This is a genomic window from Ruegeria sp. AA3, from assembly GCF_056542905.1.
The window spans coordinates 296,401-311,053 of the sequence record NZ_JBQGAQ010000005.1; the positions used below are offsets into that span (position 1 = coordinate 296,401).

Consider the following 14,653-nt stretch of genomic DNA (forward strand, 5'->3'; position numbering starts at 1 on the left):
ATGCCTGCCGGGTTCAATCCCAATTGCGACAGAAACGCGTGTCGTAGTAGAACCAGATGTCTCCTTGCGCCGGGAAAGGGCCTTGCCTGCCCCGTGTCGCCTCCGATATGCCCAGAGAGACTGCAACCCTTTGAACCGGAGGCACAAGATGCGCTGTCTGATTGCGGCTCTGGCGTTATGCACGCTGATCGCAGCTCCGGTTCGGGCCGAGGGGGTGCTGGTCTTTGCTGCGGCCAGCCTCAAGACCGCGCTGGATGCCATCGCACCCGGGTTCGAGGAAGAATCCGGGCACAGTGTCACGGTGTCTTACGCCGCTTCATCGGTATTGGCGCGGCAGATTCAGGTTGGGGCCCCTGCAGATCTGTTCATCTCGGCCAATGAAGAGTGGATGGATGTGCTGCAAAGCGAAGATTTGATCGATACTGTTTCACGGGTGGACTTGCTAAGCAACGGGTTGGTGCTGATTGGCGCGCCGAGTTCGGAAGCCGCCGAAATTGGAGCTGGGTTTGATCTGCTCTCCCAGTTGGATGGGGGTTATCTGGCGTTGGCATTGGTCGATGCCGTCCCTGCAGGTATCTATGGTAAGGCTGCCTTGCAGGGTTTGGGCATGTGGAACGAAGTACAGGACCAGATCGCACAGACAGATAATGTTCGCGCAGCACTGGCGCTGGTGGCGACGGGTGCTGCACCGCTGGGAATTGTGTATCGTTCAGATGCAATTGCCGAGGATCGGGTGGGTGTGATCGGAACAATCCCGCCTGAGCATTATCCGACAATTGTCTACCCTGCAGCCCTGACCCGCACCGCAAATCCAGATGCGCAGGCATTTCTGACCTATCTGCAAGGAGAAACCGCGCAGGCAGAGTTTCTGAGGCAGGGTTTCACCCTGCCGGACGGGTGACGAGATGGGGTGGTTGGGACCAGCAGAGATCGAGGCGTTGCACCTGTCGTTGCGCGTGTCGCTCTGGGCGACGCTAATAACGCTGCCATTCGGAATCTTCGTGGCCTACGCCTTGGCGCGTTGGCGCTTTCCGGGGCGGCAAGTGTTGAATGGTCTGGTGCATTTGCCGCTGATCCTACCTCCGGTCGTAACCGGCTATCTGTTGCTGCTGACATTCGGCATTCAGGGGCCGCTGGGTGGGCCGTTGGCCGAGCTTGGTATCGTTTTCGCATTCCGCTGGACCGGTGCGGCGCTTGCCGCTGGGATCATGGCCTTTCCACTGATGGTGCGCGCGATCCGTTTGTCGATTGAGGCGGTGGATCCCAAACTGGAGCAGGCCGGGGCTACGTTGGGTGCGTCGCGTCTGATGGTCTTTGGAACGGTGACGCTGCCGATGATCCTGCCTGGGGTTATCGCAGGCGCAATACTGGCCTTTGCCAAAGCGATGGGAGAGTTCGGGGCCACGATCACTTTTGTTTCTAATATACCGGGCCAGACCCAGACTCTGCCTTCCGCCGTCTATGCGTTTTTGCAGGTGCCCGGGGGTGAGGCGGCGGCGACGCGATTGGTGATCATCTCGATCATAATCGCCATGGGGGCGCTGCTCTTGTCAGAATATGTGGGCCGCCGTGTGGCCAAACGGGTGGCAGGGTCATGAGTCTGTCCGTTCGCATGCAACATAATCTGTCGAGTATTGCGCTCGATTTGGATTTTGAAGCGCCTCCGGGTGTCACAGTCCTTTTTGGGCGCTCGGGTTCCGGGAAGACCACGGTGGTCAATGCCGTAGCCGGGTTGCTGCGTCCCCAAGCGGGACGTGTTGCAGTGGGTGATCGGGTTTTGTTCGACACGGATTGCGGGGTTTGGCTGCCGCCACATCGGCGGCGATTGGGATACATCTTTCAGGAAGGCCGCTTGTTCCCGCATCTGACTGTGCGTCAGAATCTGAACTATGGTCGTTGGTTTGCCCCGCGCGGGGTACAGCGCGAAAACCCGGATCGCGTGATCGAGATGTTGGGCATCGGCCACCTGCTGGATCGGCGCCCGGCTATGCTGTCGGGCGGTGAGAAACAGCGCGTCGCCATTGGCCGCGCCTTATTGGCCAGCCCGCGCCTGATTCTTGCAGACGAGCCTTTAGCGGCGCTTGACGATGCGAGGAAGGCGGAAATCCTGCCCTATTTTGAACGGTTAAGGGATGAGGTCTCGGTTCCAATCCTCTATGTAACACATTCGGCGGCCGAGGTTGCGCGGTTGGCGACATCGGTCGTGGCGCTTCAGGATGGGCAGGTGGTACGCTTTGGCCCTGCGTCCGAAGTGCTGGCCGACCCGTCAGTTGCCCCCGCCGGTGTGCGCGCCGTGGGTGCGGTGCTAAGCGTTCGCGTGGCGGCTCATCACGATGATGGTTTATCTGAATTGGACGCAGGTGGGGCGCGGTTGTTCCTGCCACGCATTGCGCACCGGATCGGCGAAGACCTGCGTATCCGTATCCCGGCGCAAGAGGTGATCTTGTCGAACATACCACCAGAAGGGCTGTCAGCCCTGAACGTGCTTTCTGGGCAGGTCGAAACGATCCGATCAGGCGAAGGGCCAGGTGCCATTGTGTCGGTCAACACACCTGCTGGGATTGTTTTGGCCCGCGTGACCCGACGCTCGGTCGCGGCCTTGGGGTTGCAGCAGGGCAGCAGTTGCTATGCGGTGATCAAGACTGTCGCGCTGGCCCCGCAGGATGTTGGTGGGCGGGTCGTCTAAGGATTAGGCAAGTGCGCGCGCCTCTTGCTCGCGCAGGACAAGGCGCGCGGCATTTCCGAATCCGTTGTGTTCGTCTGTCGCGCGGTTGGGGAAAATCTCGACGAGTTCTTGCAATGCGTCAGACGAAAGCGTGTAAAGAGTTTCTTCACCCAGAAATAGGCTTTCAGCTGGCGCCCCTTCGGCGGTTAGAATCTCGTGCCTGTCCAGAAGGATATGCAAATACTCGACAGGCTGGTCGCTTGTTTCGATATCGATGCCCGGCCAGGAGCAAAGGTGTTTTGCGGCGACCAATACTTCGGGCGCACCAAATAGCATCTGGACCTTGGGACCACTTATCAGAATTCGATGCTGTTGAGAGACCAGAAGGTCACGGGATGGAATATCTGGCCCAAGACTGCCTGCAGTAAGCCGCACCGGTCGCATTGAAGGGTTCGCACGTAATCGCCCACCGTCCAATCGGCTGCTTTCGATCCAACGGATGGGCTGCAAGCCGTGATCGGCGGTCAACACTTTGTCATTCACCTGAAGGTTTTCGATAGGTTGCGAACCGACTTCGGTCTCGATCAACGTGCCTGCAGTAAAACACACACCTTCAATTGTGATGGTGACATCGGTTGTTTCCGGAGCTGCATTAAAATTAAAGCCGAAGACGCTGACGACGGCGTTGACTTCAACCGTGAACGTATCGGTGACGATTTCGCCATTATCCAAACTGTCGAAAAAGGTAGGGTCGACCGTATAGGTCCATTCGCCTGTAGCTGGATCTATGCTGGCTGTCCCGTGATCGGGCGGCGTCTGGATTGACCAGTCCTGCGAGACGATGGTGGCACCGCTGGTAATATCAAGATCACCGGTTGCCACATTCGGTGGATCATCTGTCACCGAACCTGTTGTATCGCCGACTATCGAGACCATGTTATGATCCCTCCTGCTCTAGCACTCGCGCGAATTCATTTTTTCTGTAAAGGCGCATGTGCACCTCAGCGTTCTGGTCACGGGTCCATTCGACGATTCGGTTTCGGGTCAGGTCGCTGTCCATCCGGTTAGTGCGCACCCGGGGATGTGGGATCTCGCGTTTTAGCATCTCGACAATTTGGTTGGTCTGACCAAACGGAGCGACCATGTCGATGATCCAGAAAGACGTACCGCTGGTGAAATCGGTGTCATTCAACGGCTGTTCCTGTACCGCATAGCGATGTTCGGCTTCAGGGCTTAGACCGGCGAAAGTCACAAACCCGCGCGGAAATCCGTTTTGCCGAAAGATATGATACTGCCCCAGACGCAAGGGCGTTTCAAAGGCATAAAGCGCCTGACCTAAGTTGCGATCCCGATGTGTTTTGGTCAGTGCCGCGAGATAAAACACTGCACCGAAATCGGCGTATTTTTCAGGAGAAATATCGAACCAGTCTTTTGGAAATGACGTCTGCACGGGTCACTCTGGAAACTACGGTTCCCTAGATCATAGCGCGGATCATATTCAATGAAAGGATTTTCATGGTGGGTAACCAAGGGCGCACGAATTCGACATTGTACCAGAAGCAAGAATGCTGTCATGGTATGTTATTGATTGAATTCACGCTTTGATGGCGTCGATCGAAGTTATCGAATGAGGTATTGGATATGCGAATTCCGAAGCTTGCATGCCTGGTGGCTGCTTTGGTGTCCCCCACACTTTCACAAGCTGTTGGCTTCGGTGTGGGTGTGCGGCCCGCATTTCGAACAACAGTCACGCCATTGAATGATGGCACCTACGAGGTGGCTGCGATCGGTACATCAGCGCCAGTGGCCTATTGGTGCGGGATCGGTGATTTTGCGATCCGGACGCTGCGGACATCGGCAACTCAACGCATCTATATATCGAAACCCTATGAGAGAGGTGCCCGTACGGTGCAGTTTTCTCTGTCACCGCCTGAAGGGGCTGAAGATGTCACAACATATTCCGTCACGGTCAAAACCGTAGGAGCAAATATGACGGCAGGGTCGGCTCAGGGATATTGTTATGACAATTTCATAGATTTTGGTTTCTGACCATCAGATCCATTTCGCTAGCGGCGGCAGGCTCATGAGAACGGCATCGGGATCATGCCCGGTTTCCAGACCAAACTTGGTGCCACGGTCGTAAACCAGATTGTATTCCGCATAGAGGCCACGATGCACAAGCTGCGTAGTCTTGTCCGTGTCATTGAAACTCAGAATTCGACGCTTCTCGACCAGAGGAAAGAACGCTGGAAGGAATGCGCGGCCAATATCCTGGGTCAGGGAGAAATCTGCCTGCCAGTCGCCAGTACAATAGTCATCCATGAATATCCCACCAACACCTCGTGCGCGTTTGCGGTGGGGGATGTAGAAATATTCATCGGCCCAATCTTTGAGGCGTGGATAATGCGCCGCACCATGCGGATCCAAATGAGCCTTTTGAGTGGCGTGGAAATGAGAGGTGTCCTCGTCATATTCGATGCAAGGGTTCAGGTCGGACCCGCCACCGAACCACCAGGCATGCGGTGTCCAAAACATTCGTGTGTTCATGTGAACCGCAGGCACATGCGGGTTCTGCATATGTGCCACCAGGCTGATGCCAGACGCCCAGAAACGCGGGTCATCTTTCATTCCGGGAATGCCCTTGCGCGCAGCCATCGCATTCTGCGCGCGTTCGCCTAGTGTGCCGTAAACGGTTGAAACATTAACGCCCACTTTTTCGAACACGCGACCGCCGCGGATAACGGACATCAAGCCGCCACCAGCGTCCGAGCCATCGTCGGATTGCCGGGTGGTTTCTTTCACTTCAAAACGGCCCGGTTGATTGTCTGAGAATGGGCCAGCGGCGTGGCTTTCCTCAAGCGCTTCGAACGCCATGATGATCTCATCGCGCAATTGGCGAAACCATGCGGAGGCGGTGTTTTTTTCTGTGTCAAACATCGATGTCAATGAGCTGGTGCCGCGACCGGGTCTAGCAGGGTGCGGCCGCCGTCAATGGTCAGGATTTGCCCTGTCATGAAACCCGCGGCATCCGATGCAAGGAACTGCGCTGTTTCGGCCAGTTCGTTAGGTGCTGCAATTCGCGCCAGGGGCGTGTGTTTTTCGATATCATCACGGAAGTCGCGATTTTCCTTCAATGTGGATTGCAACGAGGCGCTCATTACCGATCCCAGAGCAATTGAGTTCACGCGGATGCGGCTCGGCGCCAATGCTACAGCAAGCGAACGGGTCATCTGATCCAGCGCGGCTGTTGAGACCGAGTAGGCCATCAGGTCCGGGTGGGTTCGGCGCGCAGCAATCGAGGACAGGTTGATGATCGAACCTGCAGGGTTCTCGGTGTCACCATCAGCCTGTTTGATGAACCGCTTGGCGACCAGTTGGCTCAGTCTCAGCGCAGGCATCAGGTTCTGGTTCAACAATGTACGGACCGAGTCATCATCCGCGTCGAGCGGGTCTGATGGGATGACCTGCCGTGCGCCATTGATCAGGATATCCACTTGATCGAAAGCATCCAGCGTTGCCGAGAGTAGGTTGGCGATTGTCAGCTTTTCGCGCAGATCGCCCGCAAAATAACGGATATTGCTGTCATCCGCCTGTTCACCCAGCTCTTCAGACAGGCGTTTTTCATCCATGTCGGCAAACATGACATTGGCACCTGCATCCGCAAAATGCCGCCCGATGGCAAGCCCGATGCCGTTGGCACCGCCGGTGACGATTGCGGTCTTGCCCGCGATTGAAAAGGACATGCGAATCCTCCTGAGTTCTGGCGCAGGTTAGCGGGCCTCAGCCCCGAGGGCGAGAGGCATGAAATACCTTGAATCGGTTGTCTCCTGCGACTTCTTCAACGCGCGTGAAGAACTCGGCCAGGGTGGCTTCGTAGGGTAGGTGGCGATTGGCAACCATCCAGATTTGCCCGTTGCGTGTTAGGTTTCGTGCGGCGTTTGCGATGAATCCCTGCCCAAGGGCCGGGTCAGCACTGCGCGAGGTGTGAAACGGCGGGTTCATGATCACCATGTCCAGTGGCTCGGGTGCGGTCCAATTGGTTGCGTCGGCCCAGTGGAACTGCGCACGAGGGTCGGTGACGTTGGAGCGGGCACAGGTGAGTGCGGTGTGATCCGCCTCAACCAAATGCAGGCTGTGCAAGGTGTCGTCGATCAGCCCGGCGGACAGAAAGCCCCAGCCTGCGCCCAGATCAGCAATGCGCGTAACGCGCTTGGTTGGCAGAGACCTCTGCAGCAGGGCTGAGGCAGGATCGATACCGTCAGCGGAAAACACACCGGGTGCGGTGTGGAATCCGTCGACCATTTGGTTTTCAGGCGCAGCCCAGTCGGCAAACGCGTCCGCATCAGACTGAAACCAGAAAATCTTGCCATGCGCTTTCGAAATCGGCCCGTTGATTGCGACCCGCTTGCGGATTTCTTTCAGCAAACTGTCGACGCCATCGGTTTTGGCCCCGTCCACCACAATGATCCCGCTGGCGCGGCTGCAAGCCTGATGAACCAACGCCCGGGCCAGCGCTTTGGCACGCGGCAGGAAGACGATAGCATCCTGGCTGGGCGCGTCACTGTTGGGCGTTGCCACAAAACCTTGCGCGGCAAAATGATCGTGAAAGGGTTTGAAGGGTTGTACCACCTGCGTCTCGTGCGGCAGGTCTGACAGATCGTGGTTGGGGGTTGGCGCCAGCACGGTCAGAGGTTGTGACAGGCTAAGCCCGCTGCTTAGGGCAAGTTCAAGGCGAGGAGACATGGCCGCGCGTTATTCTTCGCGTTCCATGGTGCATTGCAGCGGGTGCTGATGCCTGCGCGCGAAATCCATCACTTGCCCGACCTTGGTTTCGGCAATCTCATGGCTGAACACGCCAACCACTGCGACGCCTTTCTTGTGCACGGTCAGCATGATTTCGAACGCCTGCGCATGGGTCATGCCGAAGAACCGTTCCAGCACATGCACCACAAACTCCATCGGCGTGTAATCGTCATTCAGCAGCAACACCTTATACAGTGGAGGCCGCTTGGTCTTGGGACGCGTTTGCACCATGACCGACGTGTCGTCGTCCTGGTCGTCCTTGTCCGACATGATCCACTGGTGTTCGCGCATTACTGTAAGAGAATCCCGATTCAAGCTTCGGTTTGTTTGAGGGCTTATATAACGTCACTGTGGTCAGAGAAAAGAGCTACGAGTCGGAATCGCAATGCAGGACAAATTGACCACAATCGCGTTCGATGCGGATGACACGCTGTGGCATAACGAGCGGTTTTTTCAGCTGACGCAGACCTATTTTGCCGAATTGCTGGTCGATCACGCCGAGCGTGATCACCTGATGGAACGTCTACTTGCCGCTGAAAAGCGGAACATCCAGCACTATGGGTATGGCATCAAGGGTTTTACCCTATCGATGATCGAGACAGCGATTGAGGTGACGGAAGATCGCGTTCCGGCGCGCGTCATCCGCCAACTTGTTGAAGCGGGGCAGGAGATGCTGGCGCATCCCATCGAACTGCTCCCCCATGCGCGCGAGGCCATCGAGTCGGTGGCCGAAACGCACAGGGTTTTGCTGATCACCAAGGGCGACCTGATCGATCAGGAGCGTAAGCTGGCGCAATCCGGATTGGGTGAGTTATTTGACGGGATCGAAATCGTGTCCGAGAAAACAGCGGCGACTTATTCGACGATTTTCGCGCAGCATGGGGATGGTCCCGAGGCCTCAATGATGATCGGAAACTCGATGCGGTCTGACGTGGTGGCGCCCATCGAAGCGGGGTGCTGGGGCGTGTATGTGCCCCACGGGCTGGTCTGGGAAATTGAGAAGGCTGAAACTCCGGCCGGCAATCCCAGATTTTGTGAGTTGCGCGATCTGGGCGATCTCTCGGCTCTGGTTGCCCGGATTTCCTGACCTGTTGCCGTTTCACATCAGTTGCGAAAAATTCGATGGATTGGCTTGCCTGATTTTTGGCGTAATCGCGGGTTTGGTGTCTGGGCGCGCAACTACTACCACATGTAGTGCAGTAATGGGTCGGAGTGGGTGTAACGACACGCAGCTTTCAGTTTCTTTAAGCCCGTCCCTGTGTTAGCCTGATCAATATCAAAATAAAAATTGCTGACCGGGAAAACCCGGCGGCGCGAGGCAGACAGAGGCAAAGATCGTGCAGATTCGGCGGACAGTTCCGGCCCGAATGGGCTTATTCCTTATAGCATTCCTGTGGCTGCTTTCTTTTGCGCCACTTCAAGGCGTGGCGGCCCCCTACGCAGCCATGGTTATCGACGCGCGCACCGGGGAAGTGCTGCATTCCCGTAATGCCGACACGCGGCTCCATCCGGCATCGCTGACCAAAATGATGACCCTCTACATCGCGTTTGAGGCGGTGCGGAATGGTGAGATCACATTGGACACTCAAGTTAGGATCACCAAGAAGGCGGCGGCTGAACCGCCGTCCAAGCTGGGATTGCGCACCGGCCAGCGAATCGCGTTTCGTTATCTGATCCGGGCAGCGGCAGTGAAATCGGCCAATGATGCGGCGACCGCCATAGGTATCGCGCTCAGCGGTTCCGAGGCGGCCTTTGCCCGTCGCATGACCCGTACCGCCAAGGCGATGGGGATGAGCCGGACGACCTTCAAGAACGCGCATGGTCTGACCGAGTCGGGCCACTTGTCGACCGCGCGCGACATGACCACGCTGGGCCGTCATCTGCTGTATGATTATCCGCAATATTATAATCTGTTCTCGCGCCAATCGACTCATGCCGGGATCAAGACCGTTCCGAACACCAACCGCCGCCTGCTGGCGGCCTACAGGGGCGCCGATGGGATCAAGACCGGCTATACCCGCGCGGCCGGATTTAACCTTGTTGCTTCAGCCAAACGCAAGGATGAACGCATCATTGCCACGGTCTTCGGCGGCAAATCCGGCGCATCACGTAACGCCCGTGTAGCTGAACTTCTGGATATGGGTTTCCGCCGTGCCCCCTCGCGCGCGCCGATCCGCAAGCCTGCCCGCCCGGCGTATGCCGGAAACACGGGGCTGGGCACCGTACAGGTCGCTCAGGTTGGTCCACCGAAGAAAAGCTTGCGCCCGGTCCTGCGTCCGACGGCAGCCGCTGCTGTGCAAGTAGCAGGTGCAGTTGCCGAAACGGCCGAGAAAAATGGTTCCCGTATTCAAGACGGTATTGCCGCCGCCATTGCGGCAGCGGATATCGCACCTGCGGACAGCGCAACACGACCAGTTTCGCGGCCTGGGGATGTGGTTCTTGCCTCGGTTGAACCGGCCAGACAGCCAGAGCCGGAACCCGAAGTGGTTACCCGCCTGTCCACATCCGGCGGTCACCTGTGGGGTGTCAATGTGGGCCGATACACCACGCGATACGAGGCCGAGAAAGTTTTGCTGAAAACCGCGCTGTCGGAAATGACTACTTTGGAAGGCACGTTGCGCAAGGTGAACCAGAGCGCGCGCGGGTTTGATGCGACCTTTCAGGGCATGACCCGCGAACAGGCCGATCTGGCATGCCGCCGGTTGCAAGCGCGCAACGTCACATGTTTCATGATCGGGCCGTCATAAGACTCGACATACTCTCCTGGATGGGTCTGGGCTGCGATGATCTCGCAGCCCTTTTTCCATCCGATCAGTCGAAAACGTGACCATGCTGGTACTGTTCGTCCTGCCCGGCGGCAGCGGTCAGGGCAGCAACATTGTCTTTGGTAAAGAAGCCATCATAGTGATGGCAGCGCTCGATATACTCGGTGATCAGCAATGTATGTTTCGAGTGCTTCGAGAAGATCTGTTTAAGATTCGGATCGTCTTTGCACTCGCCCACCACATGGGCAAGAAATGGCACACCTTTGTCTTTGAGCGTATTCACTACGAAATCGACATTTTTCTCACCTGCGGCATGATCACCATCCTGAATCTCGACTGCCATGTGGTGCAGGCGGCGTCCAAAGTTGCGCACGAAATCCTCGGTCGGCATCGGCAGTTTGGCGAAGGAATTTACGAAGGATGGCGTGTTGTTGGCGGTGAAGACCTTGGCGGGGGATTTCTTGTCGTCATCCACATTGGCGTTACGGTTCACGTTGGTTGACGAGTTCATGTCAAAGATGTTGTACGCCCCCCAGAAATAATAGGGGACCATGGTCAGAAACTCAAGGATCGCGTCCTCGCGCTCTCCGGCGAGAACCCGCGTGGCGAGGTGATCGATCCCCAGCATCAGCGGAGAGATTTTGCTGTCGGCGCCGAAGGCTGCGGCCTGATCCAGCCGCGCTTGTTCCGCATCGCTCAGCATCACGCGATCGCCAAGCCCCAGACTGTCGGTGTCGTTGAAATCATGCGTTGAATAGCCGACGCGGTTGCACGTGAAATCCGACGGAGTCGTAAACCGGTATCCGTCCAACGTGTAGAATGGGTTTTCCGTATCCCCGGAATATTCGAACCGAATATTCTGATCCTCCAGCGTTCCGGTCAGCGCCTTCAGATTGGTGGCCCCATAAATCTCGCCTACATAGCGTGTCTGCGGCTTGCCACGCGCCAGCGGGTACATGCGGTTGATGCGGGGAATGAAATCCTCGAATGCCGGGCTGAGCGGAGCCATCAGGATCAGCGCCGGATAATCGGCATGTGAGTGCATGATCGCGAACTTATGCGTCTGGCCCAGATAGCTGGCAGTATGGCGATAGGGGGTCATTACATAAAGTTCGACCAACGTGTCGAACAGCGCATCGGTTTCAACCTGAATGACGATCGCGCGCATCGCGCCTACCTGATCCGCGATGCCCGAGCTGATGCGACGCTCGTAAATCCTGGGCAGATATTCGGTGAAGAAGTCCGAGTTCTTCTTGTCGCCCCTTGGCTGGTAAGACATCAGATCGAAAGACATAGGCTCATCTCCTTGCGGCGCGTTGCTTGGATTTGTGGTAGTCAGATCATGCACTTGCCACGCATGCTAGGCGCTAAGGCCTGCATGGGCAACAGTTTGGAGATGGGGTTCGAAAGTTACGTTGTTGTGACTAGCGGATGAACTTTGTGACCTTGACGCCGCCCGCGATCAGGTTCTCGCGCACCGAGCGCGCGATCTGAACCGCCGTCGGGCCATCACCATGCAGGCATATCGTATCAATTGAAGTCTCTAGCCGCTTGCCGGATTCGGTGATGATCGCACCTTCTTTCACCATGTTCAGGATGCGCGGCCCTGCCATCGCGGGATCATGGATGACCGCCCCCGGCAAGGACCGGTCTACCAACGTGCCGTCGTCGTTGTAGGCGCGATCCGCAAAGATCTCACCCACCCATTTGCAACCTAGCTCGCGCACAGCTGCTTCCTGCTTGGTCACCGCAAGCACCATTATGATGATGTCGGGGTCGACATCCAGCGCGCCCTGATAACAGGCGCGCGCCATGTCGATATCGGCCGAGCACATATTGGCCAGTGCGCCGTGCAATTTGAGGTGCCGGACTTTTGTACCTACGGCCTTGGCCATACCGATGGCCGATCCGAATTGATAACGCACAAGATTGCGCAAACTGTCATGAGGCACTTTCATGTTTCGACGCCCGAACCCCTGTAGATCGGGAAAACCGGGATGCGCGCCAATACCAACACCGTTCTCGGCCGCCAGAGTCATGGTCTTGGCCATCACATCCGGGTCACCGGCGTGAAAGCCACAGGCGATATTGGCCGAAGTGATGATCTTCAGAAGAATTTCATCATCCCCCATGTTCCAGGGGCCAAAGCTCTCGCCCATATCTGCATTCAGATCGACGCTCGGCATCGCGATAACTCCTTATTCGGTGGCAGAGATCATTCCGCTGATCAATTGGTAGGACAGAAGGTCCGGTATGTCATGTGGATCGCGGACCAAGGGTTCGACGCGCCCCGGTATGCGGGCCAGTTCGGCGTCAAAAGCGACTTGTAGTGTCACAGCTTGTTCCATCGATACAAACTCGAACCGAACCTCGCCCCCCGCCGGGGTCTGTGCCGCGCGGGGCAGATCACAGGGTAGGACGGTTGCGATGCGCGGGTAGCCTCCGGTGGTCTGGCATTCGGGAAGTAAGATGAAGGGCGCACCGGTACCGGTCATCTGAATATCGCCGGGGGTTATAACTTCTGACAGGATGTCTAACTGGCCTTTGGCAGCGAAGCCGTCGCCTTCGCTATCTAGCTGCATGCCCATCCGGTTGGCCCGGGCGCCACGGTGGAATGTCGTTCGTGTAAACCGCGCGAGTGTACCTTCATCGAACAGCGCCGTTTGAAAGCTGGCCACGACCCGCAGCAAGCCTCCCGAGAATCTATCGTCGGCACGCAACTTCAGGCCCGTCGTACCCGCTCCGGGTGCGGGCAGTCGATCGCCGGCCCGAACAGCGCGCCCGATCCTGGCGGTCAGATGTGCCGCGCGAGAGCCCAGTGTCATTTCGGTCTCGACCCCGCCGCCCAAGTGTAGATACCCATAACTGCCCTGTTGAACCGACCCGATTACCAGTCGCTGTCCGACTTCCATCTGGTGCGAGGCATTCCACAGAACCGGGCTGCCATCGATACTGGCCTGCATAGGTGCGCCGGTTAGCGCGATGGCGGTTGGCACGGTTGCCTCGAACTCGCCCCCCATCCCCGCCATTTCCAGTGCTGCGCACTTTGGGGCGTTACCCAGCAAGGCGGCTCCTTCGTAAAGCGCCATTACATCTGCGGCACCCGAACGTGACAGGCCTTGATCCAGATACCCAGTACGCCCTTGATCCTGAACCGTGCAAGCTGGACCGATGCGATGGACGATCAGCGTCATGCCGTGATCTCCCTGCAACTCGCACCGCCAGAACCATCGGTGCACGTTGTCTGGATATCCTCAAGTTCCTCGCGCGAGACTGAGATGAACTGCATCTCATCACCGGGGTTGAGGGCAAAGCTCTGCTCCATGTCCGGACGAAAGCAACGGAAAGCGGTTTGCCCTACATGGCGCCATCCGGTTGGAGTTGGCCCTGAGAACAGAACAAATTGCGAAATTGCCAGAACCAACGCCCCCTCGGGCACCATTGGCGTCAGCTCTTTCAGGCGTGGAATGTTGAATTCGGGTCCTAATGGCCCGAGATAAGGTTGGCCCGGAGCGAACCCGATGGTTAGTACCCGCACGCGCGAATGGCTGAGACGATCGATGGCGTCTGTAGTTGACAATCCGGCTGCCAGCGCTGCGTCTTCTAGCTGTGGCGCAAGATCGGTACCGTAGACTGTCGGTACTTTCCAGAATCGTCGCCCTGCAGGCAAGGGTGCGGCGTACCAATCGCGACTATCCAACATCGCGCGCATCAACTCTTCGATGTCGTGATGCGACAGGCTTGAGGGATTGAATCGTATAAATGCAGATGTCAGCGAGGCCGACGTCTCAAGCACACCGTCGATCTGTTGTTCTTCTACCGCGCCGCGAAATGCCAGAGCGGCGCGGTTTGATTGCTCGAACATGGTTTGCGCAAAGGTCACCAACAGACCATCTAATCCAACGGTTCGTAGTAAGGGGAACTTAGTGTCAGTCGTCATATCACGGTCACAGGCGTATCGGTTGAGCTTCTGAGAGACCTGAGCCTATCCATAGACAATGCGCAAGGCCTTGTAGGATCGTTGGGCAATGCGCTCGGCGGCGCCGATGCTGGGTGCGATTCCGGGATTGGAAATGAATCGCTGCTCCATATCGAGTCGGTCCTGTCTTGTGGAGGTGGCGTAGTGCTCTCACTATATATAGGGTTTGAACCAACAAGCACTGAAACCTGAGCGGTATGTCTGATAGGTTTGAAGGATGGTTTTAACCGTATTCGGTGAGATTCATAGTTCGTAAGTATTTGATATATTAGCTTAAAAAGCGATTTTGAAGTTTTTTGCGACTTTCTTGAATTTTCCACTTGCGCGTTGAATGCGTAAGGCATAGAACGCCCTTCACCGGCGCTGCTGAGGCGGTTGCTGGGACGCTGGGAACGGCGGAGACGAGCCGGAGAGACGGTTGAGACGCATCGGAGAGACGGT

General features: G+C 57.0%; 16 protein-coding genes. 6 read left to right on the top strand and 10 right to left on the bottom strand.

Annotated elements, in window-relative coordinates:
• Positions 1-148 precede the first annotated feature (148 nt).
• The 3 genes from modA to modC are packed head-to-tail and all read left to right on the top strand — an operon-like array spanning position 149 to position 2,686.
• Positions 149-901: a molybdate ABC transporter substrate-binding protein gene (modA, locus tag ACR0JR_RS11625; protein WP_319546229.1), complete on the top strand. Its 753-nt coding sequence runs from the start codon at positions 149-151 to the stop codon at positions 899-901.
• A gap of 4 nt (positions 902-905) precedes the next feature.
• Complete coding sequence (modB, locus tag ACR0JR_RS11630) at positions 906-1,598, top strand: molybdate ABC transporter permease subunit (RefSeq protein WP_170544370.1); 693 nt, start codon at positions 906-908, stop codon at positions 1,596-1,598.
• Positions 1,595-2,686: a molybdenum ABC transporter ATP-binding protein gene (gene modC, locus ACR0JR_RS11635; protein WP_480456265.1), complete on the top strand. Its 1,092-nt coding sequence runs from the start codon at positions 1,595-1,597 to the stop codon at positions 2,684-2,686. The genes modB and modC overlap by 4 nt, the downstream gene beginning before the upstream one ends.
• Before the next feature lie 3 nt (positions 2,687-2,689).
• On the opposite strand, the gene ACR0JR_RS11640 is transcribed toward modC, so the two are convergent.
• Both ACR0JR_RS11640 and ACR0JR_RS11645 read right to left on the bottom strand, forming a co-directional pair.
• Positions 2,690-3,601 (bottom strand): Hint domain-containing protein, encoded by a 912-nt coding sequence (locus ACR0JR_RS11640; protein ID WP_170781142.1) that lies wholly within the window; start codon positions 3,599-3,601, stop codon positions 2,690-2,692.
• A gap of 1 nt (position 3,602) precedes the next feature.
• Complete coding sequence (locus ACR0JR_RS11645) at positions 3,603-4,115, bottom strand: toxin-activating lysine-acyltransferase (protein ID WP_480456266.1); 513 nt, start codon at positions 4,113-4,115, stop codon at positions 3,603-3,605.
• Between the two features lie 191 nt (positions 4,116-4,306).
• Here ACR0JR_RS11645 and ACR0JR_RS11650 point away from each other — a divergent pair, with 191 nt between their 5' ends.
• Entirely contained in the window at positions 4,307-4,714 is a 408-nt protein-coding gene (locus tag ACR0JR_RS11650) for a hypothetical protein (protein WP_480456267.1), read from the top strand.
• A gap of 3 nt (positions 4,715-4,717) precedes the next feature.
• Here ACR0JR_RS11650 and hemF read toward each other — a convergent pair whose 3' ends face one another.
• From hemF to clpS, 4 genes are read right to left on the bottom strand one after another with little or no spacing between them, the layout of a single operon-like run.
• Entirely contained in the window at positions 4,718-5,602 is an 885-nt protein-coding gene (hemF, locus tag ACR0JR_RS11655; RefSeq protein ID WP_010442437.1) for an oxygen-dependent coproporphyrinogen oxidase, read from the bottom strand.
• Between the two features lie 5 nt (positions 5,603-5,607).
• A complete protein-coding gene (locus ACR0JR_RS11660; RefSeq protein ID WP_170474569.1) occupies positions 5,608-6,408 on the bottom strand; it encodes an SDR family NAD(P)-dependent oxidoreductase in 801 nt (266 codons plus the stop codon).
• Between the two features lie 37 nt (positions 6,409-6,445).
• On the bottom strand, positions 6,446-7,408 hold the full coding sequence (locus tag ACR0JR_RS11665) for a class I SAM-dependent methyltransferase (RefSeq protein ID WP_480456268.1): 963 nt from the start codon (positions 7,406-7,408) through the stop codon (positions 6,446-6,448).
• Between the two features lie 9 nt (positions 7,409-7,417).
• A complete protein-coding gene (gene clpS, locus ACR0JR_RS11670; protein ID WP_010442434.1) occupies positions 7,418-7,759 on the bottom strand; it encodes an ATP-dependent Clp protease adapter ClpS in 342 nt (113 codons plus the stop codon).
• Between the two features lie 94 nt (positions 7,760-7,853).
• Here clpS and ACR0JR_RS11675 point away from each other — a divergent pair, with 94 nt between their 5' ends.
• Both ACR0JR_RS11675 and ACR0JR_RS11680 read left to right on the top strand, forming a co-directional pair.
• Positions 7,854-8,555, top strand: a complete 702-nt coding sequence (locus tag ACR0JR_RS11675) for an HAD family hydrolase (RefSeq protein WP_480456270.1) — start codon at positions 7,854-7,856, stop codon at positions 8,553-8,555.
• Between the two features lie 280 nt (positions 8,556-8,835).
• Positions 8,836-10,215 (top strand): D-alanyl-D-alanine carboxypeptidase family protein, encoded by a 1,380-nt coding sequence (locus ACR0JR_RS11680; protein WP_170544889.1) that lies wholly within the window; start codon positions 8,836-8,838, stop codon positions 10,213-10,215.
• Positions 10,216-10,279: 64 nt separating this feature from the next.
• Here the strand turns inward: ACR0JR_RS11680 and ACR0JR_RS11685 are convergent, their stop codons facing one another.
• From ACR0JR_RS11685 to ACR0JR_RS11700, 4 genes are all read right to left on the bottom strand, one after another.
• On the bottom strand, positions 10,280-11,527 hold the full coding sequence (locus tag ACR0JR_RS11685; protein WP_480456271.1) for a hypothetical protein: 1,248 nt from the start codon (positions 11,525-11,527) through the stop codon (positions 10,280-10,282).
• Positions 11,528-11,657: 130 nt separating this feature from the next.
• Positions 11,658-12,419: a LamB/YcsF family protein gene (locus ACR0JR_RS11690; protein ID WP_480456272.1), complete on the bottom strand. Its 762-nt coding sequence runs from the start codon at positions 12,417-12,419 to the stop codon at positions 11,658-11,660.
• A 12-nt stretch (positions 12,420-12,431) separates the two neighbouring features.
• Complete coding sequence (locus tag ACR0JR_RS11695; RefSeq protein ID WP_480456273.1) at positions 12,432-13,427, bottom strand: 5-oxoprolinase subunit C family protein; 996 nt, start codon at positions 13,425-13,427, stop codon at positions 12,432-12,434.
• Positions 13,424-14,173 carry a 5-oxoprolinase subunit B family protein gene (locus ACR0JR_RS11700; RefSeq protein WP_480456274.1) on the bottom strand — a complete coding sequence of 250 codons (750 nt, stop codon included), beginning with the start codon at positions 14,171-14,173 and terminating at the stop codon, positions 13,424-13,426. The genes ACR0JR_RS11695 and ACR0JR_RS11700 overlap by 4 nt, the downstream gene beginning before the upstream one ends.
• Between the last annotated feature and the right edge of the window lie 480 nt (positions 14,174-14,653).